At 37.8% G+C, this 25,990-nt stretch carries 28 protein-coding genes; 17 read left to right on the plus strand and 11 right to left on the minus strand.

Annotation, left to right across the window (positions count from 1 at the left end; translation table 11 throughout):
* The first annotated feature begins 130 nt into the window (after positions 1-130).
* On the plus strand, positions 131-838 hold the full coding sequence (locus tag CRO15_RS03755) for an XRE family transcriptional regulator (protein ID WP_097044427.1): 708 nt from the start codon (positions 131-133) through the stop codon (positions 836-838).
* A gap of 2 nt (positions 839-840) precedes the next feature.
* Here CRO15_RS03755 and CRO15_RS03760 read toward each other — a convergent pair whose 3' ends face one another.
* The 3 genes from CRO15_RS03760 to CRO15_RS03770 are packed head-to-tail and all read right to left on the minus strand — an operon-like array spanning position 841 to position 3,352.
* Positions 841-1,986: a methionine aminotransferase gene (locus CRO15_RS03760; protein WP_097044428.1), complete on the minus strand. Its 1,146-nt coding sequence runs from the start codon at positions 1,984-1,986 to the stop codon at positions 841-843.
* The gene (locus CRO15_RS03765) at positions 1,979-2,458 is read right to left on the minus strand and encodes a very short patch repair endonuclease (RefSeq protein WP_097044429.1); all 480 of its coding nucleotides are present in this window, start codon (positions 2,456-2,458) and stop codon (positions 1,979-1,981) included. The genes CRO15_RS03760 and CRO15_RS03765 overlap by 8 nt, the downstream gene beginning before the upstream one ends.
* Before the next feature lie 9 nt (positions 2,459-2,467).
* Entirely contained in the window at positions 2,468-3,352 is an 885-nt protein-coding gene (locus CRO15_RS03770) for a helix-turn-helix domain-containing protein (RefSeq protein ID WP_097044430.1), read from the minus strand.
* Positions 3,353-3,460: 108 nt separating this feature from the next.
* Between CRO15_RS03770 and CRO15_RS03775 the strand changes: the two genes are divergently transcribed.
* The 3 genes from CRO15_RS03775 (at position 3,461) to CRO15_RS03785 (ending at position 6,756) form a co-directional block, all read left to right on the plus strand.
* Positions 3,461-4,084, plus strand: a complete 624-nt coding sequence (locus tag CRO15_RS03775) for a YceI family protein (protein WP_097044431.1) — start codon at positions 3,461-3,463, stop codon at positions 4,082-4,084.
* A gap of 18 nt (positions 4,085-4,102) precedes the next feature.
* A complete protein-coding gene (locus tag CRO15_RS03780) occupies positions 4,103-5,068 on the plus strand; it encodes a WD40 repeat domain-containing protein (protein WP_097044432.1) in 966 nt (321 codons plus the stop codon).
* Positions 5,069-5,226: 158 nt separating this feature from the next.
* Complete coding sequence (locus tag CRO15_RS03785; RefSeq protein ID WP_097044433.1) at positions 5,227-6,756, plus strand: cellulase family glycosylhydrolase; 1,530 nt, start codon at positions 5,227-5,229, stop codon at positions 6,754-6,756.
* 4 nt (positions 6,757-6,760) lie between these two features.
* Here the strand turns inward: CRO15_RS03785 and CRO15_RS03790 are convergent, their stop codons facing one another.
* From CRO15_RS03790 to CRO15_RS03800, 3 genes are read right to left on the minus strand one after another with little or no spacing between them, the layout of a single operon-like run.
* Positions 6,761-7,507, minus strand: a complete 747-nt coding sequence (locus tag CRO15_RS03790) for a succinate dehydrogenase/fumarate reductase iron-sulfur subunit (protein ID WP_097044434.1) — start codon at positions 7,505-7,507, stop codon at positions 6,761-6,763.
* A 5-nt stretch (positions 7,508-7,512) separates the two neighbouring features.
* On the minus strand, positions 7,513-9,516 hold the full coding sequence (locus CRO15_RS03795) for a fumarate reductase/succinate dehydrogenase flavoprotein subunit (RefSeq protein ID WP_097044435.1): 2,004 nt from the start codon (positions 9,514-9,516) through the stop codon (positions 7,513-7,515).
* 2 nt (positions 9,517-9,518) lie between these two features.
* Positions 9,519-10,187: a succinate dehydrogenase cytochrome b subunit gene (locus CRO15_RS03800; protein ID WP_097044436.1), complete on the minus strand. Its 669-nt coding sequence runs from the start codon at positions 10,185-10,187 to the stop codon at positions 9,519-9,521.
* Between the two features lie 301 nt (positions 10,188-10,488).
* Here CRO15_RS03800 and CRO15_RS03805 point away from each other — a divergent pair, with 301 nt between their 5' ends.
* From CRO15_RS03805 to CRO15_RS03815, 3 genes are read left to right on the plus strand one after another with little or no spacing between them, the layout of a single operon-like run.
* The gene (locus CRO15_RS03805; protein WP_097044835.1) at positions 10,489-11,379 is read left to right on the plus strand and encodes a RimK family alpha-L-glutamate ligase; all 891 of its coding nucleotides are present in this window, start codon (positions 10,489-10,491) and stop codon (positions 11,377-11,379) included.
* Positions 11,357-12,340 (plus strand): succinylglutamate desuccinylase/aspartoacylase family protein, encoded by a 984-nt coding sequence (locus CRO15_RS03810; RefSeq protein ID WP_097044437.1) that lies wholly within the window; start codon positions 11,357-11,359, stop codon positions 12,338-12,340. The genes CRO15_RS03805 and CRO15_RS03810 overlap by 23 nt, the downstream gene beginning before the upstream one ends.
* Positions 12,337-12,924 carry a 3-keto-disaccharide hydrolase gene (locus CRO15_RS03815; protein WP_097044438.1) on the plus strand — a complete coding sequence of 196 codons (588 nt, stop codon included), beginning with the start codon at positions 12,337-12,339 and terminating at the stop codon, positions 12,922-12,924. The genes CRO15_RS03810 and CRO15_RS03815 overlap by 4 nt, the downstream gene beginning before the upstream one ends.
* Positions 12,925-12,936: 12 nt before the next feature.
* On the opposite strand, the gene CRO15_RS03820 is transcribed toward CRO15_RS03815, so the two are convergent.
* The 3 genes from CRO15_RS03820 to CRO15_RS03830 all read right to left on the minus strand — a co-directional run bounded on the left by CRO15_RS03820 (position 12,937) and on the right by CRO15_RS03830 (position 15,421).
* Positions 12,937-13,365 carry a hypothetical protein gene (locus CRO15_RS03820; RefSeq protein ID WP_097044439.1) on the minus strand — a complete coding sequence of 143 codons (429 nt, stop codon included), beginning with the start codon at positions 13,363-13,365 and terminating at the stop codon, positions 12,937-12,939.
* Positions 13,366-13,492: 127 nt separating this feature from the next.
* Complete coding sequence (locus tag CRO15_RS03825) at positions 13,493-14,710, minus strand: acetyltransferase domain-containing protein (protein WP_243396893.1); 1,218 nt, start codon at positions 14,708-14,710, stop codon at positions 13,493-13,495.
* A 93-nt stretch (positions 14,711-14,803) separates the two neighbouring features.
* Positions 14,804-15,421, minus strand: a complete 618-nt coding sequence (locus CRO15_RS03830) for a hypothetical protein (protein WP_097044440.1) — start codon at positions 15,419-15,421, stop codon at positions 14,804-14,806.
* 215 nt (positions 15,422-15,636) lie between these two features.
* On the opposite strand from CRO15_RS03830, the gene CRO15_RS03835 reads away from it, so the two are divergent.
* From CRO15_RS03835 to CRO15_RS03875, 9 genes are all read left to right on the plus strand, one after another.
* Positions 15,637-15,918, plus strand: a complete 282-nt coding sequence (locus tag CRO15_RS03835) for a hypothetical protein (RefSeq protein ID WP_097044441.1) — start codon at positions 15,637-15,639, stop codon at positions 15,916-15,918.
* A gap of 95 nt (positions 15,919-16,013) precedes the next feature.
* Positions 16,014-17,303 (plus strand): aminopeptidase P family protein, encoded by a 1,290-nt coding sequence (locus CRO15_RS03840; RefSeq protein ID WP_097044442.1) that lies wholly within the window; start codon positions 16,014-16,016, stop codon positions 17,301-17,303.
* A 2-nt stretch (positions 17,304-17,305) separates the two neighbouring features.
* Positions 17,306-17,866, plus strand: coding sequence for a Crp/Fnr family transcriptional regulator (locus CRO15_RS03845; RefSeq protein ID WP_097044443.1), 561 nt, complete (start codon positions 17,306-17,308; stop codon positions 17,864-17,866).
* A 117-nt stretch (positions 17,867-17,983) separates the two neighbouring features.
* On the plus strand, positions 17,984-18,178 hold the full coding sequence (locus tag CRO15_RS03850; RefSeq protein ID WP_097044444.1) for a tautomerase family protein: 195 nt from the start codon (positions 17,984-17,986) through the stop codon (positions 18,176-18,178).
* Between the two features lies 1 nt (position 18,179).
* A complete protein-coding gene (locus CRO15_RS03855; protein WP_243396894.1) occupies positions 18,180-18,926 on the plus strand; it encodes an SDR family NAD(P)-dependent oxidoreductase in 747 nt (248 codons plus the stop codon).
* Positions 18,927-18,938: 12 nt separating this feature from the next.
* Positions 18,939-19,307 carry a nuclear transport factor 2 family protein gene (locus CRO15_RS03860; RefSeq protein WP_097044445.1) on the plus strand — a complete coding sequence of 123 codons (369 nt, stop codon included), beginning with the start codon at positions 18,939-18,941 and terminating at the stop codon, positions 19,305-19,307.
* Between the two features lie 113 nt (positions 19,308-19,420).
* On the plus strand, positions 19,421-19,594 hold the full coding sequence (locus tag CRO15_RS19700) for a hypothetical protein (protein WP_165769908.1): 174 nt from the start codon (positions 19,421-19,423) through the stop codon (positions 19,592-19,594).
* A 213-nt stretch (positions 19,595-19,807) separates the two neighbouring features.
* Complete coding sequence (locus CRO15_RS03870; RefSeq protein WP_097044447.1) at positions 19,808-21,334, plus strand: tetratricopeptide repeat protein; 1,527 nt, start codon at positions 19,808-19,810, stop codon at positions 21,332-21,334.
* A 168-nt stretch (positions 21,335-21,502) separates the two neighbouring features.
* Positions 21,503-22,234, plus strand: a complete 732-nt coding sequence (locus CRO15_RS03875) for a hypothetical protein (RefSeq protein WP_097044448.1) — start codon at positions 21,503-21,505, stop codon at positions 22,232-22,234.
* 736 nt (positions 22,235-22,970) lie between these two features.
* Here CRO15_RS03875 and brnQ read toward each other — a convergent pair.
* The gene (gene brnQ / locus CRO15_RS03885) at positions 22,971-24,242 is read right to left on the minus strand and encodes a branched-chain amino acid transport system II carrier protein (RefSeq protein WP_097044450.1); all 1,272 of its coding nucleotides are present in this window, start codon (positions 24,240-24,242) and stop codon (positions 22,971-22,973) included.
* Positions 24,243-24,519: 277 nt separating this feature from the next.
* Here brnQ and CRO15_RS03895 point away from each other — a divergent pair, with 277 nt between their 5' ends.
* Positions 24,520-24,774, plus strand: a complete 255-nt coding sequence (locus CRO15_RS03895; RefSeq protein ID WP_097044452.1) for a hypothetical protein — start codon at positions 24,520-24,522, stop codon at positions 24,772-24,774.
* A gap of 119 nt (positions 24,775-24,893) precedes the next feature.
* Here CRO15_RS03895 and thiL read toward each other — a convergent pair whose 3' ends face one another.
* Positions 24,894-25,940 (minus strand): thiamine-phosphate kinase, encoded by a 1,047-nt coding sequence (thiL, locus tag CRO15_RS03900; protein WP_097044453.1) that lies wholly within the window; start codon positions 25,938-25,940, stop codon positions 24,894-24,896.
* Positions 25,941-25,990: the final 50 nt, after the last annotated feature.

Genomic DNA, 25,990 nt, shown 5'->3' on the forward strand with positions numbered 1-25,990 from the left:
GGTTAAGAAATTATTTTATTGGGGTCAAATCCTATTTTCTATATTTGGCTTGTAACCCAATTACAGAAATGTAAAGACTAGCTGCGCATAAACAAATATACGAAAAAAAACTACACATTATAAGAAAAGTATGCAATCAATTAAGCAGCTAAGACGTAAAAAGGGTGTAAGTCAAACGCTTTTGGCCGAAGCAGTGGGTGTTAGCCTACGTACCATTCAAACTTACGAGAGAAGAGATGCTAACATTCCAACTAAAAATCTATCCAAAATAGCCACATATTTTGATATGACCATTGCCGAATTGTATTTGCGGGAGGTCAATGAAATGGGTGATGCCTATGCCAAAAGAAAAACGATTATAAAACATGGTTCCGTTTTTAACCCATTAGATTATGGTAAATATTTTACTCAAATACCATTGGTGTTGGTGGAAGGACAAAAGAACTATATAGAAAGCCTGACTGAAAGTGGTTTGGGCAACAGTCCGTTTAGAACAGGTTTTGTAATTGAGTTTTTGGAAGATGAGGCGTACAAGGCATTTGAAGTTTCAGGTGACTCTATGAACGATGGAAGCATTGACGCAATTCCGAACAAGACGATAGTACTAGGGATTAAAACAAAAAAGGAGCGCTTTGCCAGGGAAAGTAATTCAATGATTGGCAAACCCTACATTCTTGTTTGCAAGGATAGAATTATTTGTAAGCAAGTTGCCGGATTCGATATAGACAAAAAAGCCCTTCAATGTCATAACTTAAATAAATCCCCCGAGTACCAAGATTTTGAACTCCCCCTTGAAGACATATTGGAAATTTTTAGGATAGTCAAAAAACAATTTTAGTCCTATATGCCATTTAAGATTTCAGCAGCTTGGTCTAATACATTATTAGTCTTTGCAAAGCAAAAACGTAAAAACCTCTTATTGTAATCTGTACCACAGAATACAGAAATTGGAATGCTGGCAAGTTTATGTTCCTCAATCAATCGTTCCGCAAAATTGGTATCTTTTTCATTGGTGATTTCTGAGTAATCCAAGAGCTGAAAATAGGTGCCAGCTGAAGGCGTCATTTTAAATCGAGAATCCTTGATGGCATCTAAAAAGTAATCTCGCTTGTTCTGATAGAAACCATTAAGGTGGAGATAATGCGCTGGATTTTTTAAATATTCGGCCAAGGCAATTTGAATGGCATAGTTAACGGAAAACACGTTAAACTGGTGCACCTTTTGGAACTCTTGCATCAGTTGTTGGGGAGCAGTGCAATACCCCATTTTCCATCCCGTGGCATGGAATGTCTTTCCAAATGAAGAACAAATGATACTACGAGAGGCCAGATCTGGATATTTGGCAACACTCTCATGTTTGGCACCATCAAAAACAATATGCTCATATACCTCATCACTCAATAAAATAATGTTGGTTCCTTTTAAGATTTCCTGAAGTTTCAGCATGTCTTTTTTGGACCAAATGCTTCCGGTTGGGTTATGTGGTGTATTAATGATGACCATTTTGGTTTGGGATGAGATTGCGGATTTAAATTTCTCCCAGTTCATTTTAAAATCATTCCCTTCCAAAGCAACCGGAATAACTACACCTCCAAAAAGCTCAATGGCTGGTTCATAACTATCATAAGCCGGTTTAATGACAATAACTTCATCTCCAGAATGCACAAAAGTGGAAATTGTGGTAAAAATGGCTTGCGTGGCCCCAGCAGTTATGATGATTTCAGATTCGGGGTGATAGCAATGTCCATACAAGTTTTCAATCTTTTCTGAGATTACTTCCCGAAGGGAAAGAGCACCCTGCATAGGAGCGTATTGGTTATATCCGCTTTTAAAGGCATGACCCACTAATTCCAAAAGTTTTGGGTCAGGGTCATAATTAGGAAATCCCTGCGACAGGTTTACAGCATTGTGGGCATTGGCCAACTGACCAATGGTTGTGAATATGGTGGTGCCCACGTTGGGCAGCTTGGATGCAATATTAATCATGAGTAGAATTTCTTTTTAATGATTTTATGACTTTTTGAAGGCAGGTATCCAGATTCTTTTTCACCTCGCTCTCCCAAAACCGAAACACGGTATAACCCATTTCGCTAAGGGCAAGATTCACTTCTTGATCTCGCTGAATGTTGCGTTCAATCTTAGGAATCCAGAATTCGCGATTAGTTTTGATTTTCAATTTACGCTCTTCCCAATTGTGTCCGTGCCAAAACTCCCCATCAATAAAAATTACAGTTTTGTATTTGTTAAGGGCAATATCTGGTTTGCCAATCAGTTTTTTATAATCAATGCGATACCGATAACCTGCTGCCCAAAGCGCTTTACGAAACGCAAGTTCAGGTTTGGTGTTTTTTCCTCTGATCTTGCCCATAACCTTGGAGCGCTCCGGGGTGGTATAAAACCCGGACTCTTCATTAAAACGAGGAACCTTTATACGTTCATCAGGATACTTTTTGGGCATGGTTGAAGATTATCTACGTGATTTTCTGACAATTTCCAGTTTATAGCCCACCCCATGAACATTAAGTAGGTTTATATCGTTATCGTCTTTAAACTTCTTTCGGATTTTTGAAATAAATGTATCCAGACTTCTTCCTACAAAAACACCTTTATCTTCCCAAACCTCTTTAAGCAAAAAATCTCGTTTTACTACTTGGTTTGGATTATCACAGAATATTTGCAGCAACTCTGACTCTTTGGATGTAAGCTTGATGTTCAAGCCATCTTTTACCAATTTATTTTGGTCTTTGTAAAAATGGTAGCCACCTATAGTTGAATAAGCTAATGAATCATATACTTGTATTGTTTGCTTTCTCTTTATCCAATAATAAAATAGTCCAACCCCCATTGCGCCAAGAAGAACCAGAGAGAACCAAGGGGAACCCATATTAAACCCCATTAAGGAGGAACGCTTATTGAACTGTACATTTATAGTATAGCAATGTAAAGGAAGGTTTCTCCCCATACAAGGAACAATGTTCTTTTCCTTGTCATTGAATACATAGTAGCTATAGGACACTTCTTCCTTTTGGCACTCAACAACCTCAACAAGATATTCATTGGGCAGGTTTAGAGCTTGGAAGTTTTTGGTAACTGCCACTACTAGGCTATCAGGCGATATGGGTAGTTCTTTTTGAAATGACAATTGAAATTTATTCTGTTCCAGTTCAACTACGGGCAATATTAGAGAAGAGGAATCCTTGCTTTGCAACAACAAGGTATTGCCAGTGTTTCTAAGCGCGACTTTTACCAAACTTGGGAAAGCTTCTTTTTGGACACTTGGCGAATAATCAATTACAATAAAAGAAAGAGTTAATAAAACAAGAACGCTATAAAGGTGGATTATGGCTTTCATTTACAAATGGATTTAACTCGCAAAAAATTACATTTTTTTGCACTTCATTTACATTTTTTTCACGAATAGGAAGCTGCTCAATTCTAGTTTTACCCAAAAACAAAGACGATGAAAAAAATCATTATTTTATTGGTAGGCATTTGTACTCTTACAGCAGCTTATGGACAAGGTACTATAAAAATTGACACAGCAAAAAGTGTGATTAAATGGAAGGGCTCCAATCTCTTTAAGTTTAACCAGCATTATGGAACTGTAAAATTCTTGAGTGGTGAAATTTCTATGGCCGGGCCGGCTAACTTCCCAAGCGTGGAAATTTCCAATAATAAGCCCAAAATAGCTGGAGGAAAATTTGTTGTGGATATGAATAGCATTTTAAATACGGATGGGAAGTACAACGAAATGCTTGTTTCCCATCTAAAGAACAAAGATTTTTTTGATGTGGAAAAATATCCGGTGGCACAATTGAATATTAGTGAAGCCAAATATATAGACGGCAAGCAAATGGATGTAGAAGCTTTACTGACCATTAAGGGAATTACCAAACCTGTCAAGTTCAAGATGACCATTGAGCAACAGGGCAAAATTTATGAACTTAAATCCAGATTTGTAATAGATAGGACCCGATGGGGTATCAGCTATGAATCCCAAGGGCTAGTAGGAAGTCTTAAGGAAGATATTATTTCCGATGCCATTGAATTTGAGGTAATAATAGTTTTTCGACTATTATGTTGATTACAGAAGTTGAAAAGCATGAAAAAACACCTTTCGTTCGTTTTAATAAGTCTTTTGATTCTCTGTGTTTCCTGCAAGTCAGAAGAGAATAAAACAACACTTTGGACGCTTGCTTGGAGCCCAAATGGAAAATACTTGGCCACAGGGGGCAATCAAGATAGCCTCAAAATTTTTGATGCCAAGTCGTTTGAGCTGATAAAAATCTTTCCAGTTGAAGGAGTACAACTAAGTAGACTCAAATGGCACCCTTTTAAAAACAAATTGGCCATAATAACCCAGGGTAGAACCTTTAAGGCAAAAATTCTTGACGTTCAAGAAGAAACTTGGACAGAACTAGAGGGGTTGAAATCAAGCTTTAGGGCATTGGATTGGAACTATACCGGAGAGCTTCTTGCCGTTTCTGAACTGGAAAAAGCTGTATCTGTTTATACCGTTGATGGAATTTTTGTTAACAGATTCATGGCCGACCCTAAAGGGGTTGCTGGCTTGGATTGGCACCCTTCCAAAAATATCATGGTCACAGTAGGGGATCAAATAGGAATTTACACCCAACATGGAGATACAATCAATTCGTTTAAAGCTAGAACGGAAGAAACTCTCTTGCTCTGTGTGGAATGGCATAAATCTGGTGATTTTTTTGCAGTTGGAGACTATGGAGGACTCAAGAATAAAGTGAACGACAAGGATAAACTTATCCAATACTGGAACGTAGAAGGGAGTAGGCTTTTTGAAGCAGGAGTTGCAAAGGTTGAGTATAGGAATATAAGATGGAACCCAAATGGGGAAAAATTGGCCAGTGCCAGCGACGCTTTAAGGATATGGTCCAAAGAAGGGAAACTTATAGCTACATCAAAATCAACATCAGATTATTTGTGGGGAGTGGATTGGAGTCCGGATGGAAAATATATTGTAACCTCCAGTAAGAATGGAAAAATTGTTATTTGGGATGAAAACTTAAATATTGTCCGGGTGTTAAAACCATAAAATAATAACAAAAACTATCATTTTAATGCAAGGTCTTGGCACTATCTTTGACGTACTTTTACGAGAATTTAAAATAAGCAAATACTTACTTTAGATGACATCAGAGATGTTAGCACCGATATGTTGTTCACAAGACCTGCTTTAAAATCAGTTTATTTATGAGAATACAGAAGTTGGCATTGTACACAATGCTGTTATTAAGCTTTGGCGCCAAAGCTATAGCCCAAGATTTTTTAACTACCAGTAATCAAAAATTTATTGATCATGAAGGAAATCAAATTATTCTTCATGGGATTAATTATGTGAACAAGTCGGCCAAAGTTGACCAAAAACAATTTTCCAATCCTGAGAATTTTCAGCTAATGAAAAAGTGGGGTTTAAATTGTTTGCGATTGGGGGTTATCTGGGCAGGAGTAGAACCACAACCAGGGATTTATGATGAAGAATATCTAAAAGACCTGGATAAGCAGGTTAAATGGGCAAATGATAATGGAATATATGTATTCTTGGACATGCACCAAGACCTTTATAGCCAATTGTATAGTGATGGGGCACCAGAGTGGGCAACACTGACGGATGGGCAACCGCATATTGCCGAAGGTCCAGTCTGGAGCGATGCCTATTTTACAAGTCCGGCAGTTAAAACAGCAATCACCAATTTTTGGGAAAATAAGGCAGCTAGTGACAATGTTGGGGTACAAGACCATTATATAAAGATGTGGAAAATGCTTGCAAAAAGATATGCGGGGAACTCATCTGTCATTGGTTTTGATTTAATAAATGAGCCAAACCTTGGTTGGGGAAATTCCAAAGGAAGAGAATTAATGGCAATAGCCTTTATTGAGGCATATGCAAAAAAAAGTGGAATTGTACTTACAGGTGAAGAAGTAACCCAAAAATGGCTAGACCCAGTGGGAAAGAAGGAGATATTGGAATTTATTTCTGACCGATCCATATATGCGCAATTGGTAGACAGAATGTTTCCGGTTTACCAAGCTTTTGAAAAGGAGCAGTTGATGCCATTTTATAAAAAGACCGTAAAAGCAATAAGAGAGGTGAACCAGGACCACCTTATTTTTTTGGAAACCTCGATGTCATCAAACATGGGAGTCTATACGGCAATAGAAAGAATTCCTAATGAAGATGGCCTGGTATATGCTCCGCATGGTTATGATTTGGTAGTGGACACACCTGATGCGGCAACTACAAACAACAATAGGATAAATTTCATTTTTAACCGTCATGCAGAAAGTGCAAAACGTCTCAAAATGCCTTTACTTATTGGAGAGTGGGGAGCTTTTGGGGCTAACGGTAAAGCTCTTTCCTCGGCTTTTCAGGTTACCCAATTTTTTGAAAGTTCTCTTTGCGGAGAAACCTATTGGAGTTTTGATAAGAGATTGGATGATTCAGAACTTTTAAAGGCAATCAGTAGAGCGTACCCGAAGAAAATAGCAGGAGAATTAACAAGTTATTCTACTGATGTGGAAAATGGAAAAGCGGAGTTTAGATGGTTAGAAAGCACGAAGGATAACAGTCAAATCTATATCCCCAAGTTTTACAATTTGGAAGAATCAACCATTACTCTCAAACCTTATGAAAAAGGTTTTGAGTTAGTGGAAATAGATGGAGGGTGGCATATAAATATTCCTTCTGCGCTTAAAGCAAGAAAACTAACAATAAACCCTTAGTTATTTATCCTTTTACAGTAGCGGAAAGGTACTCACGGTTCATGCGAGCAATATTCTCCAAAGAAATACCTTTAGGGCATTCCACTTCGCAAGCTCCTGTATTGGTGCAGTTTCCAAAACCTTCCAAGTCCATTTGGCGTACCATGTTCTGAACTCGGTCCGCTGCCTCCACTTGTCCTTGAGGTAATAACGCAAACTGTGAAACCTTTGCTGAGGTAAATAACATGGCACTTGCATTTTTACATGCTGCTACACAGGCACCACAACCAATACATGTAGCAGCATCCATGGCAGCATCGGCAGCATCCTTATTAATAGGAATAGCATTGGCATCCACGGTATTTCCAGAAGTGTTTACTGAAATGTACCCACCGGCCTGTTGAATGCGTTCAAAGGCGTTTCTGTCCACAATTAAATCCTTGATCACAGGAAAAGCCTTGGCTCTAAACGGTTCAATAACAATAGTATCTCCATCATTGAACTTGCGCATATGCAATTGGCAAGTAGTAATCAATCTGTCAGGGCCATGTGGCTCTCCATTAATCTGTAAAGAACAAGTTCCACAAATACCTTCTCTACAATCATGGTCAAATTCAACGGGCTCTTCACCTTTTGAAATGAGCTCTTCATTTAAAATGTCCAGCATTTCTAAAAAAGACATATCTCCTTCAACACCATCAAGGGTATAATCTACCATTTGACCTTTTGAAGAAGCGTCTTTTTGACGCCATATTTTTAGATATAACTTCATAACTTTTATTTGTAAGAACGTGTCTTTAATTCAATGTTTTCGTAAACCAAATCTTCCTTGTGCAATTCAGCATCTTTAGGCTCGCCTTTAAATTCCCAGGCAGCAACATACTTGAAGTTTTTATCATCACGAAGTGCTTCACCTTCCTCAGTCTGATATTCTTCACGGAAATGACCTCCACATGATTCGTTTCTGTGCAATGCATCCTTTGCAAACAATTCGCCAAGCTCCATGAAATCGGCAACTCTTCCGGCTTTTTCAAGTTCTTGGTTCTTGGAATCCTTGCTTCCCGGAATTTTCACATTTTCCCAGAAATCTTTCCGCAATGCTGAAATCTCTTTGATGGCCTCTTTTAAATCATTTTCGTTTCTGGACATCCCACATTTGTTCCACATAATCTTGCCTAATTTTTTGTGGTAATAATCCACTGAGTGGATTCCAGTTCCAGACATCAATTTTCCCATGCGGTCACGAACTGCTTTTTCAGCAGCTTCAAACTCTTCAGAATCTGTTGGGATGGCCCCGGTCCTAATATCGTCAGACAAGTAATCACCAATGGTGTATGGCAGAACAAAATAACCATCTGCCAAGCCTTGCATCAATGCCGAAGCTCCCAAACGGTTTGCTCCGTGATCACTAAAATTGGCTTCACCTGCACAATAGCAACCTTCAATGGTTGTCTGTAGATTATAATCAACCCAAAGCCCACCCATGGTATAGTGCACAGCAGGATAAATCATCATTGGGGTTTTGTATGGGTTTTCATCCACGATCTTTTCATACATCTGGAAGAGGTTTCCGTATTTGGCCTCAATGACCTCTTCACCCAATTTGATAATGGTCTCGTTATCTGGATTTTTGATGCCCGATGTTAGCGCCTTTTCTTTTCCATAGCGGTCAATGGCGGAAGCAAAATCAAGATAAACAGCTTCGCCGGTCTTGTTTACACCAAATCCGGCATCACAACGTTCCTTGGCAGCTCTTGAAGCCACATCACGAGGCACGAGGTTACCAAATGCAGGATATCTTCTTTCCAAATAATAATCGCGCTCTTCTTCAGCAAGCTGTGTTGGTTTTAGCTTTCCTTCACGGATAGCGACGGCATCTTCTTTGCGTTTGGGCACCCAAATACGTCCATCGTTACGAAGCGATTCGGACATTAAGGTCAATTTGGACTGATGTTCTCCCGAAACCGGAATACAAGTAGGGTGGATTTGTGTATAACAAGGGTTGGCAAAAAACGCTCCTTTACGATGCGCACGCCAAGCAGCTGTCACATTACTTCCCATAGCATTTGTAGAAAGGAAGAAAACATTTCCGTATCCTCCTGTGGCCAATACTACGGCGTGGGCACTATGTCTTTGTATTTCTCCTGAAACCAAATCCCGGGCAATGATTCCACGAGCTTTTCCATCAACCAAAACCAAATCCATCATTTCATGACGGTTATAGGCTTTGATTTTTCCACGATTTATTTGACGGTTCATGGCGGCGTAAGCACCTAACAACAATTGTTGTCCAGTTTGCCCTTTGGCATAAAACGTTCTGGAAACCAAAACCCCTCCAAAGGAGCGGTTGTCCAAAAGTCCACCATATTCACGGGCAAAAGGAACTCCCTGTGCCACACATTGATCTATGATATTCACAGATTCTTCCGCTAATCGATATACGTTGGCTTCTCTTGATCGGTAGTCACCTCCTTTAATGGTATCGTAGAACAATCTGTAATGACTATCGCCATCACCTTGATAGTTTTTTGCAGCGTTGATTCCCCCTTGAGCGGCAATAGAGTGCGCACGTCTTGGTGAATCTTGATAACAAAATGTCTTTACATTATAACCCAATTCGGCTAAAGTGGCGGCCGCAGCACCACCTGCCAATCCTGTTCCAACAACAATAACATCAATGTTTCTTTTGTTGGCAGGGTTAACTAGATCAATATCATTTTTATGTTTGGTCCATTTATCGGCCAAAGGACCGGATGGAATTTTAGAATCCAATATGCCCATAATTAATGTGTTATTGGGTTAAGATGATGGTACAAAGCGATAAAAGCAAATGCTAACGGAACCACCACAGCGAATAATTTTGTAAATGTTTTTAAAGCAGGGGTATACTTGTTATTGACTCCCATGCTTTGAAGCGATGAAGAAAAGCCGTGCCATAAATGCAAGCTCAGCAGCACAAATGAAATTACGTAAATGATAGTGCGCCAAAATGGTGCAAATTTTTCCACGGTTTCGGCATAATAACGTGCAGGGTTCTCTGGGTTTACCTCAATATATTTATAAGTCATTTCATGAATCCAGAAATCATAAAAATGAAGCCCTAAAAAGGCTAAAATTACAAGCCCAGAATAAATCATGTTTCTGGATACCCATGGCGCATTAGCACTTCCTTTATATTTTACATAACTGATACCTCTGGCATTTTTATTTTGAATTTCAAGAACAAAACCCATTACAAAATGAACAATCACACCTATAACCAAGATGGGTTGCATAAGGTACTGTACCAAAACATTGTACCCCATAAAATGTGATGCCTCATTAAAAAAATCTGGAGAAATAACAGATGCTAAATTGATGGTGACGTGTAAAACAAGAAAAATTACTAGAAAAAGTCCCGAAAGTGCCATCACTACTTTACGGGCAATCGAAGATTTTATCAATCCACTCATTAGTGCTGGTTTTACTTACAAATTTACGGCACGATCAAGTTTTTAACAAGCATTGAACCTTGTAAAGTGGGTTATTTAGATTGATTTTAGGCTAGCCCGGGTGTTAGGCCATAAAAACAGATTAAATTATAATCATAAAGAAAGTCCTGCTTAAAAGCGGAACTTTGACTTTCAGAATTAGAAAGGTAATTTTTAACCATAGTTAACTTGTTGATTTGTTGGAATATTGATGAGGTTTTTCAACTAAATCATAATTTTTGTCCGATATTACTACTTAATATTTAACTTGACCCTGTTGGGTATGGATATTGCAATTTTATCGGTTAGCCTGAACGTGCATTCTACACGGCGTATTGCTGAAGAGGCACAAAATGCAGGCCATTATGTAGAGCTTATTGATCACACTAAATGCTCCGTAAAACTGGGTGATGAAAAACCTCAAATTTATTTGGGAGAAGAAGATGTTACAAATGAATTTGATGCCGTTATCCCAAGAATTGGAGCCAAGGTCACCAGACATGGAGCAGCCATTGTGAAACAGTTTGAAATGAACAATGTTTTCAGCACGGCAAGATCATTGGGAATAATGCGGGCCAGAAACAAAGTAAGAACACTACAGATTATGGCTCGAAAAGGAATTCCAATCCCTGAAACACTTTTTTCCATCAACCCTAACAATATAGGAGAACAGATTAAGCTGTTGGGAGGCCCACCCGTAATCATCAAATTACAGGAGGGAACCCATGGAAGTGGGGTTATTTTGGCGGAGAGCAATAAATCTGCCAAATCTATAATTGATACTTTTTATAAAATGGATACCAGCATTCTTCTTCAAAAATATATTGAAGAGGCAAATGGAGAGGATATCAGAATCATTGTAGTGGGCAATAAAGTTGTTGCCAGTATGAAAAGGATCAGTGATTTGGATGATTTTAGATCCAATGTGCACCGTGGAGCGGAGACAGAAGCAATTAAACCTACTGCCAAAGAACAATACATTGCCTTAAATGCAACTAAGTATTTAGGTCTGGGTGTGGCCGGGGTGGATTTGATGCGTTCCAAAAAAGGCCCGGTCCTGATCGAGGTTAACGCTTCTCCTGGACTTCAAGGTATTGAGGCGGCATCTGGAGTTAATGTTGCCAAGCATATTATTCAATTTGTGGAGAAAAATGGGCGTAGAGGCAGAAAATAATACAATAAACATAAATGGCGAAGCCATTTCTGCTGGGCAAAATAGATTGGTCCGCATAGGAATTTCCCGATTACCTACAGGAACCCTTATAGATATTCCTGTTCATATTTTTAACGGGAAAAAGGCAGGGCCAACAGTTTTGGTGCAAGCTGGATTACATGGTGATGAAATCAATGGTGTTGAAACACTTAGACGCATGCTTCAAGAAAACTCATTTAATGTTAAGAAAGGCGCTGTAATAGTCGTCCCCATCTTGAATATTTTCGGATTTATCCATTTTTCAAGGGATGTCCCAGATGGAAAGGATGTAAATCGTAGTTTTCCAGGAACGAAGTCCGGTTCACTTGCCAGTAGGATAGCATATACGTACACCTCTGAAATTTTGCCGCAGGTCAATTTTGGTATCGACTTGCATACCGGAGGAAGTCAAAGACATAATTTTCCTCAAGTGAGATATTCTGCAGAAGATGCTAAGAGCAGGGAATTAGCTGAAGCCTTTAATGCCCCATTCTATTTTGCATCGAGATTGATTAATGGATCATTTAGAAAAACAACCCTTAAAATGGGAATTCCTACTATTGTGTATGAGGCTGGAGAGAGCATGAGGTTTGATGATAATGCTATTGAAAAAGGAATAAAAGGCATCCGCAATGTGTTGGAAAAATTTGGAATGCTAGGCAAAAACAAGGTTGAAAAACAAAAAACTCCAATCCATTTAGAGCGCACCAGATGGATTCGCGCCCCCAGAGCAGGAATGTTTGTTCCGGAAATAAAAAATGGGGAGCGGGTTGTGAAAGGACAGTTGTTGGGTTTGGTCGCAGACACCTACGCAAAAAAGAACAAGAAGATTAAGGCTCCTTTTAACGGACATGTATTTTGTATCAACAACCAAGCTGTGGTAAATCAGGGCGATGCCCTTTTTCATATAGGAAGCATAGAACCAATAAATTTAAATAAATGAAAAAATCAATCGTATTTGTAGGAGCTCTTTTAATGGGAGTCTGCCTCCTTTTCAATGTTGGATGTAAGAGTGAAAAAAACCAAGAAACATCCCTTTTTGAAGAAAACAGTGATACTTGGTTTACTGACGGTGATTCTAAGTGGGAATTTGTAAATAATGAACTTATTGGAAAGGCTGATAGTACTTCAGGTTTTGTGATAACCCATGATAAATACCGGAATTTTGAACTGAGTTTAGAGTTTCAGCCCGATAGTACTATCAATTCTGGGGTTTTTGTACAATGTGCCAAACCAGAAATGTCAGCAACAGATTGTCATGAACTTAATATTTGGGACTTGCACCCCAACCAAGATTTTAGAACAGGATCTATCGTTACCAAAGTAAAACCATATGAGATTGTAGAAACCCTGAATGTTTGGAATACCTATAAGGCCATTACTGAAGATGGAAACATTAAGGTATATGTAAACAATGTGCTTACTTCAAGTATAGAAAAAGATACCTTAGTGGAAGGTCATATAGGACTTCAGGCGATGGGGACAGGAACCATTAAGTTTAGAAAGATAAGCCTTAAAAAGATGTAAAGATCTACCTGGTTATTGAACCATATCTTTTTTGCTCTCGATTTTTTTCATACTCCATTCAATGGCACTTTCAAGATTTGGAAACTGTTGAATATTGTTCCTGAAAAACATCTTTTCCAGAAGAAGACTGGCGAATCCACTTTTAGTATTGCTCACTACGGAATAAAGCTCAAGATGGTGTCTATGGGTATAAAATTTTAGCCAATCGGAAGGGACCACAGAGTAGTTGTTAATTCTATTGGAAATATAGGCTATGGGTTCATCCTTTCCTATAATTTCATAAGCAATAGCAATGATTTTTTCAGCCATGGCCCAGTTAAATACAACCCCCTCCTTGATTTCAGAAATAACAAGACCATCGAAAAAATAGAAAACACCAAATTCACACTCTCGGATTTCTCGGATGTTCTGGAAGAATTCTATTTCCTTTACACTTTGCATGATCAAATAACCTGAATGATGAATTTTAGGCCTAAAAGGCAGCTAAGAACTTGTAAAGGTATAAATTCTTGAACTTTATTCCTTTTCATAAAAGGAATTTGAATCAATTATAATTTGATCAAGCAGATTACAAATAGCTAAGCCACCATTTTTCTCTATGATTGGTTTTGTAGTTATTGTACCAATTGCATAAAGGGTACAGAGCAATTGTAAGGACAATCCAAACAACATATACAACCCAAAGATTAAAACCATACCCTTGTAGCTGAGGTTGCAAAGTTACCCATAGGTCGATGACCATATCAGAAAAACCAAAACCGGTAAGCATGGCGGCAATTACTCCGAAAAAATGAATTACATATAAATGCACAATATAAAAAAACATGGGTACACGGCCTATGACTACCATTTTTTCCGTCAACCAATTTTGCCAGTTTTCTGCCAATGCTAAAAACACAATTGATGGTCCCAAAGTAATTAGTAGATAAAGCAAGGAAGGAGGATATTTGGCAACATTAAAAAAAGAAGCTACTGTCATTCCTATGGAATTTTGGTTGGACCATGGAACTAAATCTCCATAAATGTTTATAGCGCGAAGCACAAAAAATAGCAAAGTAATTGCCAATCCCATCTGGAACAACCGCTTGACTCTGGTTTTTGGGTCAACTGAGGATTTATAGAGTTCTCCAAAATAGTACCCAAGAGGCATTACAAATATCCAAGGAATCAGAGGATAACCCACAAATACTTGGAAGCTTCCTAAATCTACTAAGTTGAATACGTGTAGAAAAGTCCAGATACCAGATATCACAGGATTCTCTGGTGAAATGGAATCAAGTAGATTATGTCCGAATATTGCAACGAAACACAGCCCTATCATCAGCTTTTTGGGTAAATGGATGAATCCAGCCAAAAAAATCATACTTATACCCAATACCCAAATCACTTGAAGTACAATGGAGGAGTAATCCAATTTGAACATCCATGCCAGTTTAATGATGGTAAGTTCTGCAATCACTAACCAAACGCCCCGTTTTAACAGCCAAACGGATAATGATTTCTTGTCTCTTCGCTGTCCTACAAAAAAGGCAGAGGTTCCGGCCAGAAAAACAAATACAGGGGCACAAAAATGAGTTACAAATCGAGTCCAAAACAAGGTTACATTGGTTTTGGTCATGTCAGCTGGGTCAAAAAAGTAGGCGTCAAAATGAAAATAATCTCGAACGTGATCCAAAGCCATAATGATCATGACCAGTCCGCGCAGCATGTCAATGGATTTAATACGGTTTCTTCTTTTGGTTTGCATTGGTGTTGAAAATGTTGGTTGGTGTATGTTGTCTTTCATATAGGCCTATTTAAAACCTAATGTGGCGGTCAATTTTTTCTAAGCTAAAAATATAAAGAAAGAAGCGTACAGATGATACTATTTCTTGCTCTTTTATTCATCCATGGCAAAACCGTAGACTTCAATCCAATCCAATCTGGAACAGGCATCCGAGTTGCCCCCAATCATTAGGTCTGTCCAACCAATTGCTTCTACCTTGGTCAAATCCGGGTTTTGTATTGGTTTTGTTTCAGCAATCAGCTGCATATCTAAAACCTTCCATTTAATATCAGAAATATTGAATTCTCGAACTCTCCAATCTGTTGATGGTCCATCAGAAACATCACTGACCAACCAAGTGCCATCAGCAAGTTTGAGCACTATGCGAAGGTGCCGAAAACCAGATTGTTTGGACCGCCATTTAATCTTTCCAAATTCAGAAAGATCAACCTGTTTTGAACGGTGTTTGAGGGTGACCACCCAAGTACTTCTGCACAAACCCGACCATACATAATGAGGGTCATCTTTTGGGGTGTCATGATGGCTTTTTTTGATTTGACCAGAGTCTTCACCATATAATTTGATGACCACATCCGTATTGTTGATATGATTTTGACCAACCGGTATTTCTGCAGGGGTTTCCTTAAAATCCTCACGAAAGAATAGCTGCGGTCGTTCTTGTGCAAAGAGCGAATATTGAATAAGCAGAAAAAACCATAAAAAGTATCTCATCATTCTTTTTTGAATTCAGTTTTCCCATTTTTAGCTTCTTCCAACTTCATTTTATTCTTTTGGTCAAGGTATGAATAAGAAATGGCAGGAACAAACTATGAAAATGGAATCACTTAAGTATAAATGCTGTCAAAATGAAAATTTGTTAAGGTTAATTTTATCGTATTCATAAAAAAATGCTTATTTTCTGCGAATTAACCATTTAAACTATAAATATGGAAGAGTACTTACCGTTGATTATTCAACTAATTTCGGGGGCCTTAGGCGGGAACCTAGCTGCAAAATTATTGCCTAAACTCAACTTGGGAACATTGGGTAATTCCATTTCGGGAATCCTTGGTGGCGGCCTTGGAGGATATCTTTTGGGTATGCTTGGCCTTGGCACCGATGGCGGAATGGATGTAACTGGAATTCTTGGAAGCATTGCCGGAGGCGGTGTTGGTGGTGGCGTTATAATGGCTATTATTGGTGCTATTAAAGGAGCTATATCCAAGTAAACAAATTATACAAATTATGAAAGGGGCCATTATGGCTCCTTTTTTGTTTGTAGCCGATTATCAAATTTTTACATTTGAAACAAATAGAAGAGTTCATGAAATACCATCAAATCGAAAATCAACTTTTTATTAAAAATCGCAAAAAGTTTATGGCGCAAATGAAGCCCAAGAGCATTGCGGTATTCAATTCCAATGATATTTATCCAATTAGTGCGGACAGCACCATGCCTTTTGAACAGCATCGGGATACTTTGTATTTGAGCGGAGCAGATCAAGAAGAAACCATATTGTTGCTTTTTCCGGATGCGATGGACAAAAAGCACCATGAAATTTTATTTGTTAGGGAGACTAATGAGCATATTGCTGTTTGGGAAGGAGCAAAGCTTACCAAAGAACAAGCCACCGAAGTTTCAGGCATTGAAACTATTTATTGGTTGACGGATTTTGATAAGGTCTTTTTTGATTTGATGACAGAAGCCGATACCATTTATTTCAACACCAATGAGCATTATCGCCAAGCAGTGGTAACTCAAACCCGCGAAGATCGTTTTATTGAAAAATGCAAAAAAGACTTTCCGGCACATCAATGGGCAAAAAGTAATCCAATACTTCAACATATTAGAGGGGTAAAAGAACCTGAAGAAATTGCTTTGATGCAGCGAGCTTGTGATATTACCGAAAAAGGATTCAGAAGAATTTTGGAGTTTACAAAACCTGGTGTTTGGGAATATGAAATGGAGGCAGAGTTTTTGCACGAATTTGTTCGGAACCGTTCCAAAGGTTTTGCTTACACCCCAATTATTGCAGCAGGGAACAATGCCAACGTACTGCATTATATTGAAAATAATCAACAAGTAAAAGATGGGGATTTGATTTTGATGGATTTGGCAGCGGAATATGCCAATTATGCCAGTGATATGACTCGTACCATTCCCGCAAACGGAAAATTCACAGATCGACAAAGAGCAGTTTATAATGCGGTGTTTAGAGTGAAGAACGAAGCAACCAAAATGTTGGTGCCAGGAGTTATTTGGGCTGAATACCACAAAGAAGTGGGCAAGATTATGACTTCAGAATTATTGGGATTGAACTTGTTGGACAAGGCCGATGTTCAAAATGAGAATGCTAATTGGCCAGCTTATAAAAAGTACTTCATGCATGGCACAAGCCACCATATTGGGCTGGATACTCACGATTATGGTGAGTTAAAAACCCCCATGAAGGCTAATATGGTATTTACGGTAGAACCCGGAATTTATATTCCAGATGAAGGATTTGGTGTGCGTTTGGAGGATGATGTGGTCATTCAAGAAAGTGGAGAGCCCCTTAACTTAATGCAGAACATTCCTATTGAAGCAGAAGAAATCGAGGAGTTGATGAACTAGTAATGCATCCACTAAGACAACATATTGAGGAGTTAGTTCACTTAACCGATACGGAATTTGATGTTGTTCTGAGTCATTTTGAACAAGTAAAAAAGCGCAAACACCAATACATTGTCCAAGAAGGTGATTTTGTAAACAGAGAATATTGGGTGATCAAGGGGTGTTTGAAGAGTTGTTTTTTTGACGATAATGGAAAAGAACATATACTCCAGTTTGGAATGGAAAATTGGTGGATTACAGATTATGAATCCTTCATTAAGAAAACACCATCAAAAATAGCGATTGATTGCCTTGAAGATTGTGACCTCTTGTACATTTCCTATGAAAATCGAGAGAAATTAACTGCCCAAATGCATAAAATGGAGCGCTTTTGGGCCAAAAAAAGCAAATACGGCAGAATAGCGCTACAAAAAAGAATATTATCCCTTTTAAAAAACTCAGCAAAAGAACGCTACAATCTTCTTTTGGAAGAATACCCGAAACTTTTTCAACGTGTTCCCAAAAAGTTGATAGCTGCTTACCTAGGCGTTTCCAGAGAAACCCTGAGTAGATTATCCTCCTAATACTTCTTCAAATTTTATTTCCTCGATGTGACTTATATCACATTGAATCTGTGATATATCTCCTTTCTATCTTTTTTGCTCTACTGGATCTTTGTATGGTAATTTAAAAATAAAAATATGCCATATGTAAACATTAAGGTTACTGATGAACAGGTAACTACAGCGCAAAAAAGACAATTGATTGAAGGGGTAACACAATTGCTAGTGGACATTCTAAACAAGAATGCACAAACTACTCACGTGGTTATTGATGAGGTGCCCATGGGAAATTGGGGGCATAACGGAAAACAATATAAGGGAACGAAAAGTTAGAATGATGAAAAACAGAACGATAATTATTACTGGGGCATCAACAGGGATTGGCAAAGAAACAGCCAAATATTTTTTGGATAAAGGCTATAATTTGGTGATGAACTCTTCAAATGAAGAGAACCTTAAAGACACATATAAAGCTTTTGGCTCTCCATCAAACGCAATTTGTTTTGCTGGAGATGTAAGTAAACCAGAAACAGGAAAACAATTGGCTGCCTTGGCTCTTGAAAAGTTTGGAAGGATTGATGTCTTAATCAACAATGCAGGAGTTTTTTCACCTAAACCTTTTCTTGAAGTAACTAAATCAGATTTAGAATGCTTTTGGAAAATAAATCTTTTGGGAACATATTTTACGTCCCAAGCGGTTATTCCACAAATGGTGAAACAGCAAGGAGGTTCCGTTATCAACATCGGAACCGTTTTAGTAGATCATGCCATAGGTGGTTTTCCTGCTACCGCCCCATTGACCAGCAAGGGAGCCATTCATGCTTTAACCAGACAGTTGGCGGCTGAATTTGGGAAAGACAATATTAAGGTGAACACTATTGCTCCAGGAATTATTAGAAGCCCATTACAGGGAAAAATGGGTATTGAAGATGTAGATAGTTTATCAGGGCTTCATTTATTGAACAGGATTGGTGAAGCTCAAGAAGTAGCCGAAGCTGCTCATTATCTGGCCACCTCAGATTTTGTAACGGGAGAAACCATTAATGTAGCAGGAGGGCATACTATAGGCCATTCAATTTAAAAAAATAGGATAATGTATAAGGAGAATAGATTGGAAATAGAGTTGTTGATAACCAGTTACTTTAAAGGTGTTTATAATGGGGAAGTTGATAAACTTGAAAAGTGCTTCCATAACAACTTATACCTTTACGGAGATATTAAAGGTGAAGATTATCTAAAAAGTAAATATGAATATATTGAAGGAGTAAAAAGCAGAAAAAGCCCTAGTAACCTGAAAGAGAAGTTCAATATGAATATTATTGGACTTGACATTTTAGGCAAGGTGGCCATGGCAAAAGTACATCTACCTTTCTCGGGATATAATTATTATGATTATCTATCCATGGCCAAAATTAATGGCAAATGGATTATTGTCAATAAAATATTCACACATGTTGAATAGACAATGATTCTGGATTCAAAATAAGATTGAAAAGCGGCTTGGGTTTTCCTAAAGCCGCTTTGTAATTTGTGTTAAATTAGGGCTATATTAATGAGCAATAAATGGAATATAAAATGAAACCAATTTTATTTTTAATTCAACAGCCTGATATTGAGGAGAAAATGAAAGAGGCTCCGGACAGCGCCTATGAAATTGGGGTGGTTATTGGATCATATCTTCCGTTTGTGATTTTGGCAGGCATTGCCTACGCCATTTATTATTACAATAAAAAAAAGAGAGGGTCTTGATTAATTAAAAGGGCGGATTTGTCTGTTTGCAAATATCATCTGCCAACCCTTGGAGGCTATTCTCCATAAAAATTTGAAGGGGCTATTGCTTTTTCATATAGACTGTCGCCAAGTCAGTTTTAGAGTTTGTAAATCCAGAAAGCACTTTCGTCAATTTGGCATAGATGATTAAATCAATATTTCCGAAGTTCATTTATTGATAACTCAAATACAATGGACGATAAGAGGGCTGAACGCATCAAAAAGAAATTGGAAAAGTATCTAGCTATTTATGATCTTCCTCAACATAATGCTGGGTCATACCACTTAAATTGGAATCCTCCTTCAATATCTACGGCTAATATTGGGCGTATAGAACAATTCTATAACCTTGATTTGCCAGTAGAATACAAATCTTTTTTGAATAAAATTGGAAACGGGGGCCTAGGGCCTACCTATTACCCTTTATTCTCCTTACAGTTGAGTATTTTAAAATCCAGTATAAAAGATATTCAAAAACCTTTCCCTTTGCACGGGACCTGGTTGAGGTGTGGTACAAGGGAAAATTATTATGCTGATTGGGAAGAAGGTGACCCATCATATGAGCAATGTTTTGAGAAGGATAAGAATGACCTTCTCTGGGCCAAATTGGTGAACGAGGATGACCAAATGGATGATTATATATATGATTTAAAGGGAGAGGATGAAGAAACGGATGGAACCCTGTTCATTGGAGAGTCAGGTTGTGGAATAAACTTTCACCTTGTGCTGAATGGTAAACACAAAGGCGAAGTATGGAACTGTAGGGATGGAGGCATGGGACCGGTATCTTCTGATTTTTTATCATTTATTGAAGAATGGCTGGATAATCGTTTAGAAGAAGAGAACCAACATAGCATACGTTACTATATCGACATGCACGACTTAAAAAAGGCCAGGCAGATTTTGAACAAAATAAAAACTTGGGAAGACCCTATTAATAATAGCGGTCATTTGGATGTTATGGAAGCTTTGATAGTGGCAAAGGAAAAAGGTGAAGGCTACAGAGTTTCGGGTTTGGAGAAAATTTTAAATGAAGAAGCTCCCGTTGTAAGAGTGAACGATCTCCTTAAATCTTGTACAGATCAATTCCATTGGGCCCTATATTCCACATTAAAGGAATTCACACATCTGGAATTTCAAGAAAACAAGCGCAAATTACTGGATAACGAAATTTTTAAGTGGGAGTTTGATTATGCACTTGGTGAAGCAAATAAAATACTGTCCCTTATTCCCAAGTGTAACCCTATCCTTTATGCTGTTTCACTTTTCTATTTGGAAATGGAAGATTTTGTGAATTTTAATGAATGGTTCAAAAAAATAGAGTGCAACAGTTATTATATTGAAAATATGAAAGGGTGCCTTGCTTTAGAGAACAAGGACTTTGAATTGGCCCGGCAATGCTTTGAAAAATCACGCTCTCTAAAAGAAGGCTGGCTGCCTTCGTTGAGCAATCTTGGTTTGTCTTATGCATATTTGGGGAAGTATGATGAATCTAAAAAACTGTTCAACCAAGTGATAGAGCATGACCCAAATTATGAATGGTCTTATGTGGGGTTGGCAATAAATAACCTATTGCAGAACAAAATACCAGAAGCCATTAAAGAACTCAAGATTGCCGTTGCTGAAAAAGGGCATGAACCATGGAGGGTAGTTAAGGATCCAATTTGGATTAAATGTTATGGAAATTCAGAGTTTCAAAGATTATTGGGAGAGTTGTAATGGCGATATTCAATAAAAACAAAAGTAACCTCCTTCTTGCTATATCAAATGTAAATACAGCTCTGTATCTCCATATGGCTGATTCATCAATTTAGTATTGGTTTTTTTGAACGAGCTTTTGAAATTCACGCGGTAACCAATAAAATTAACCCTTTAAAACTTTCAATAATGAAAAAACTATTTATCCTACTTGCTATTTTATTTGCAAATGTTTCATGTAAAAACAATTCTGAAATTTCAAAAGATGGTGAACCATTAACATCAAATAAAACAATAGATGAGAGTGTTTATGATAACGTAGAGGGTCAATCAGATACCTTCCTCAAAATTCAAATAAATGGTCAAGAAATGAAAGGAGTGGGTTGCATTTTTAAAGGAGCGGGTATGAGTGTCACAGGCTTGGTAAATGAGTTCAATTTTAGTTTCCCCGCAAGTGCATTTGGCGAAAAGGATGCTGAATTAAACTTTAGTTGGACCAAAAAGACACTTCCGGCTGAGTTAAAATTGGGGAGTTACAACATAAAAGGGATTGAAAGCGACCAAGATTTTTTTGAGAACAACAAAGAGGATATGTTCTATTGTAAGGCATCAACAATAAATGTATATAAAAAAGTTGTTGAAGAATATGGAGAATTGGATAAGGAGTTATTATCTCAATTTATACCTTTTGATTTTGCCGTAATCCCTAATGAAAAAAACAAATTCAATATTGAATCGATAGAACAAGTTAACGGAGCTGAAGAATTCACCGAAATTTCTAATGGAAAGGGAATTAGAAACAATGTCCTTTTAGTAAAAGGGAGTTTGTATATAAAATTGATGCAAGTATCTTCTAAAAAAGAATTTGTGGTTAGTGCCAAATTCAAATCAGAATATGACTATAATTATTCCGACTTTTAAAACAAAAGCGTTGGGCAGTATTCCTAACCAACAAGTATCATATAAATCACCCTCTTTTTTGTTGTATTAAATTCCCCAACACAAAACCACTAAGGTGGTAGCAATATTCATTCTAGATAGGGTTTTCTGCAGAGATACATTTAACTTGTGTTAGCTGTGTACGGTCAAGGTTTATCAATTATAAATAAGGTGTGGTCATTCCATATATACAATTCATCAATTGAGAGGTGGCTTGTATGACAAAATCTGCGAGTTTTGATGTTCAATGATGATTATTCATTGAACAATAAACAAAAGTATTTTACACTGAATATGGCGATTTATAATGTGCAAGGATTGTTTTTTGAATGAAATACTCAAATTCGAATCTCAATCAGATTTTGAAGAATTTGAATTTGAGCTGTTAGAGAAGGTGAGTGTTGGGAAAGTCACGGTATTTGATATTGAAGATGATTTAAATATATTCAACTTCGAAAACTACTATCAGTGTAACTCTTGTGCTGAGAATTGGATAATGTCAGCTCCCAATTATACTTGTAAAGGCTATTTTTTAATTCAAAAAAATGCTATCAAGTATCATAAAAAGTTGAAGACAATTGATGATGGAAAATTGGTGGGCTGTTGTTTTATATCAGCAGTATTCTTATTTATTATTCTGTGGCACATCATAATGTAATATTGCGCATAAAATATTTATTCTATTGATAGTGCGCAATAAGTGTCATGCTAATGCCAATCACCTTCTTTTGTGCTGTACCAAGTTGACAATAGTAAAAACTATCAAAGCTGGCAATACCCATCCCATATGATACTCCCTTAAGGGAATCCATGATGTAAAAGCAGTAGTTGAATCTCCATGGCCAATACTGACCAAAAAATCTGGGATACTAAAAAGCACAGTTGCCGTTACTACCCATTTAAAAATTTTGGGAGAAGCATATGTGTCGGGAACTACGTTCAGTAGAATCAAAACAATGGTTATGGGGTAAATAAACATGAGGGCAGGAATGGCCACAGCTATAATGTAACCCACGTTAAACTGCCCCATTAATACACCCAAAACACACCCAACAATAGCTGTGATTTGATAGGCCAAGGGAGAATCGTTAAATCTACCCTTTATAAAATCTGCTGTTCCGGTTATAATGCCAACCGCAGTGGTAAAACAAGCAAGGCCAACCAAAATGCTCAACCCTAAATTGGCTGTGTTCCCTAGTGTCTCTGTGCTGATTGCACTTAAAAGTCCAGTTCGGGAAATACTGGAATCAAAAGAATCATGGAACAATGCTCCTGTAAAAATGAGTCCTGCATAGATTAGGAAAAGGCCCAACCCGGCAAACCAACCTGCTTTTCTGATTAAACCTTTTTTAACCTCATAGGAAGCTGAATTTTCCTTTATATTGATGGAAATAATTATAACCCCACCAACTACAACCGCACCAATAGCGTCAAAAGTTTGGTAACCTTCCAAAACACCATGACTAAATGGGCTTTTGAACTGGGTTGGACCAAAGATAAAATCAATATTAAAAATGGTGGCACCTATTATCAGTAGTAGAACAATTAAAATTCCTGGTGTTAGAAACTTGCCCACAACATCCAAGATTTTGGAGCGGTTAACTACAAAAACATAGACTAAGGCAAAATAAATGATACTTGTAAGTAAGTATGATGAATTCCAAATGGGCTGTATGGCCATTTCATGTGTAACCGATGCTGTTCTTGGAGACGGCAATGCTATGGATATGGCATACACAATATAACAATATATCAAACTGAAGGTTGGAGAGACCTTTTTTGCAAAATCGAACATAGTGCCTTGTAATTTTGCATGCGCCAAAATACCCAATATGGGTATAAGGACGGCAGAGAGACAAAATCCAAAGGCAACTAACCACCATAAGTCACCAGATTTAAAACCTAATTGTGGAGGTAGAATTAAATTTCCTGCGCCAAAGAACAGGGAGAAAAGTGCAAAAGCGGTTATGGCGATATTTTTTTTACTCATATATTGTTAATAATTTTTTGTTAAAATAAATCAAAATATTATATTTCGATGTTGTATTTCGGCGAAGGAATCCAACTTTTGGTCGATGAGCATGCATTTCATCGAAAAAACACCTTCCCAAATCAGCAAGTAAAATAAAAAGTTATTAACAGGCGTTGCATAAGTAAGTCCAAATTCTAAAATATTAATCGTATAAAATAAAATTACAGTATAATGTTTTAGCATTCTTCGATCCCCAAATCGTAACCAATGCTTCCCCCAAGACAAAACCCAACTTATGAAAACATCTACTACCCAACATGGCAACAAATTTTCTTCTTTCTTCTGCAACTTATTTGGACATCATTATGTAGTGTCCAAAAGGGTGACAGAACACATCAAAGAATACAAGTGTTTGCATTGTCAAAAAGAAGTTACCACAGATGTTAGTGGTAAACTTTCTGCCTTGACCCCACAAATGCAGGACATCAACAGTACTTTGGAAGATATGTATCGCAAGAGGCAGAACAGGCACGTACAGCACGTGGCCTAATCTGACCATTTTACTTACAAATTTTCAAGCTTATCCCGGAATCAAGTAAGCAAACAGTCCTATGCAGTCCAGTGCCCCAAGACCGCATATTGGCAATGCTCTTGGCTTTCGGGATTTTTTTATGAAGTAAAGGAGTTCCATCCCTGTGCGGTAAGAGCGATTTTCGTATTTGCCCTTGTAATTAAATGTACACCTTCCTCTTCTGGAGCAATATGACCAATTACGGTCAAGTTGGGATTGCCCTTAATTTTGTCAAAATCTTTTTGGTCAATGGTAAACAACAGTTCATAATCTTCACCACCGCTCAAAGCGATCATGGTAGAATCCATTTTAAACTCTTCCGAAGCAGATATGACCGTTGGATCCAAGGGGATTTTATCCTCAAAAAGATTACACCCTACTTCACTTTGATTGCATAAGTGTAGAATCTCTGAAGACAATCCATCACTAATATCTATCATGGAAGTGGGTTTTACTTCCAACTTTTCCAATAATTCAACAATGTCTTTTCTAGCTTCCGGCTTAAGTTGTCGCTCTACAATATAAGAGTAGGGCTCTAGATCGGGTTGGTTATTGGGGTTTACTTTAAAGACCTCTTTCTCTCTGTCTAAAACTTGAAGACCCAAATAGGCTCCTCCCAAATCTCCAGTTACCACTAAAAGGTCATTTGGTTTTGCATCGCAACGGTATACAATGTCAGCTTCTTCTGCAACACCAATTGCTGTAATGCTAATGATCATTCCTTTTGCAGATGATGTGGTATCACCACCAACCAAATCAACGTTATACATTTTACAAGCCATGGCGACTCCCTCATAAAATTCTTCAAGCGCTTCTAAAGGAAACCTGTTGGAAACAGCTATGGAGACTGTTACTTGGGTAGCCGTTGCATTCATGGCATAGATATCGGACAGGTTTACAATCACAGATTTATAGCCCAAGTGCTTTAGTGGCATGTAGCTAAGGTCAAAATGTACACCTTCCACCAACATGTCTGTGGAGACAATCGCCTTCTTGTTTTTAAAATCCAGTACTGCTGCATCATCACCAATACCTTTAAGTGAAGATTCATGATTTAGTTCAAAATGTTGGGTCAAATGCTTTATCAAGCCAAATTCACCTAAATTTTCCAATGCTGTCCGTTGTGGATTCTTGTCTTCGATCATTTGGCAAAAATAAACAGGATAATTATAAATTGTATCTTTAATAGAAACTT

Source organism: Flagellimonas pacifica (genome assembly GCF_900215465.1).
Classification (GTDB): Bacteria; Bacteroidota; Bacteroidia; order Flavobacteriales; family Flavobacteriaceae; genus Flagellimonas; species Flagellimonas pacifica.

Coding starts and splice junctions, on each gene's coding strand:
- CRO15_RS03755 (WP_097044427.1), top strand. CDS start 131: ATGCAATCAATTAAGCAGCTAAGACGTAAAAAGGGTGTAAGTCAAACG.
- CRO15_RS03760 (WP_097044428.1), bottom strand. CDS start 1,986: ATGATTAATATTGCATCCAAGCTGCCCAACGTGGGCACCACCATATTC.
- CRO15_RS03765 (WP_097044429.1), bottom strand. CDS start 2,458: ATGCCCAAAAAGTATCCTGATGAACGTATAAAGGTTCCTCGTTTTAAT.
- CRO15_RS03770 (WP_097044430.1), bottom strand. CDS start 3,352: ATGAAAGCCATAATCCACCTTTATAGCGTTCTTGTTTTATTAACTCTT.
- CRO15_RS03775 (WP_097044431.1), top strand. CDS start 3,461: ATGAAAAAAATCATTATTTTATTGGTAGGCATTTGTACTCTTACAGCA.
- CRO15_RS03780 (WP_097044432.1), top strand. CDS start 4,103: ATGAAAAAACACCTTTCGTTCGTTTTAATAAGTCTTTTGATTCTCTGT.
- CRO15_RS03785 (WP_097044433.1), top strand. CDS start 5,227: ATGAGAATACAGAAGTTGGCATTGTACACAATGCTGTTATTAAGCTTT.
- CRO15_RS03790 (WP_097044434.1), bottom strand. CDS start 7,507: ATGAAGTTATATCTAAAAATATGGCGTCAAAAAGACGCTTCTTCAAAA.
- CRO15_RS03795 (WP_097044435.1), bottom strand. CDS start 9,516: ATGGGCATATTGGATTCTAAAATTCCATCCGGTCCTTTGGCCGATAAA.
- CRO15_RS03800 (WP_097044436.1), bottom strand. CDS start 10,187: ATGAGTGGATTGATAAAATCTTCGATTGCCCGTAAAGTAGTGATGGCA.
- CRO15_RS03805 (WP_097044835.1), top strand. CDS start 10,489: ATGGATATTGCAATTTTATCGGTTAGCCTGAACGTGCATTCTACACGG.
- CRO15_RS03810 (WP_097044437.1), top strand. CDS start 11,357: ATGGGCGTAGAGGCAGAAAATAATACAATAAACATAAATGGCGAAGCC.
- CRO15_RS03815 (WP_097044438.1), top strand. CDS start 12,337: ATGAAAAAATCAATCGTATTTGTAGGAGCTCTTTTAATGGGAGTCTGC.
- CRO15_RS03820 (WP_097044439.1), bottom strand. CDS start 13,365: ATGCAAAGTGTAAAGGAAATAGAATTCTTCCAGAACATCCGAGAAATC.
- CRO15_RS03825 (WP_243396893.1), bottom strand. CDS start 14,710: ATGAAAGACAACATACACCAACCAACATTTTCAACACCAATGCAAACC.
- CRO15_RS03830 (WP_097044440.1), bottom strand. CDS start 15,421: ATGAGATACTTTTTATGGTTTTTTCTGCTTATTCAATATTCGCTCTTT.
- CRO15_RS03835 (WP_097044441.1), top strand. CDS start 15,637: ATGGAAGAGTACTTACCGTTGATTATTCAACTAATTTCGGGGGCCTTA.
- CRO15_RS03840 (WP_097044442.1), top strand. CDS start 16,014: ATGAAATACCATCAAATCGAAAATCAACTTTTTATTAAAAATCGCAAA.
- CRO15_RS03845 (WP_097044443.1), top strand. CDS start 17,306: ATGCATCCACTAAGACAACATATTGAGGAGTTAGTTCACTTAACCGAT.
- CRO15_RS03850 (WP_097044444.1), top strand. CDS start 17,984: ATGCCATATGTAAACATTAAGGTTACTGATGAACAGGTAACTACAGCG.
- CRO15_RS03855 (WP_243396894.1), top strand. CDS start 18,180: ATGATGAAAAACAGAACGATAATTATTACTGGGGCATCAACAGGGATT.
- CRO15_RS03860 (WP_097044445.1), top strand. CDS start 18,939: ATGTATAAGGAGAATAGATTGGAAATAGAGTTGTTGATAACCAGTTAC.
- CRO15_RS19700 (WP_165769908.1), top strand. CDS start 19,421: ATGAAACCAATTTTATTTTTAATTCAACAGCCTGATATTGAGGAGAAA.
- CRO15_RS03870 (WP_097044447.1), top strand. CDS start 19,808: ATGGACGATAAGAGGGCTGAACGCATCAAAAAGAAATTGGAAAAGTAT.
- CRO15_RS03875 (WP_097044448.1), top strand. CDS start 21,503: ATGAAAAAACTATTTATCCTACTTGCTATTTTATTTGCAAATGTTTCA.
- brnQ (WP_097044450.1), bottom strand. CDS start 24,242: ATGAGTAAAAAAAATATCGCCATAACCGCTTTTGCACTTTTCTCCCTG.
- CRO15_RS03895 (WP_097044452.1), top strand. CDS start 24,520: ATGAAAACATCTACTACCCAACATGGCAACAAATTTTCTTCTTTCTTC.
- thiL (WP_097044453.1), bottom strand. CDS start 25,940: ATGATCGAAGACAAGAATCCACAACGGACAGCATTGGAAAATTTAGGT.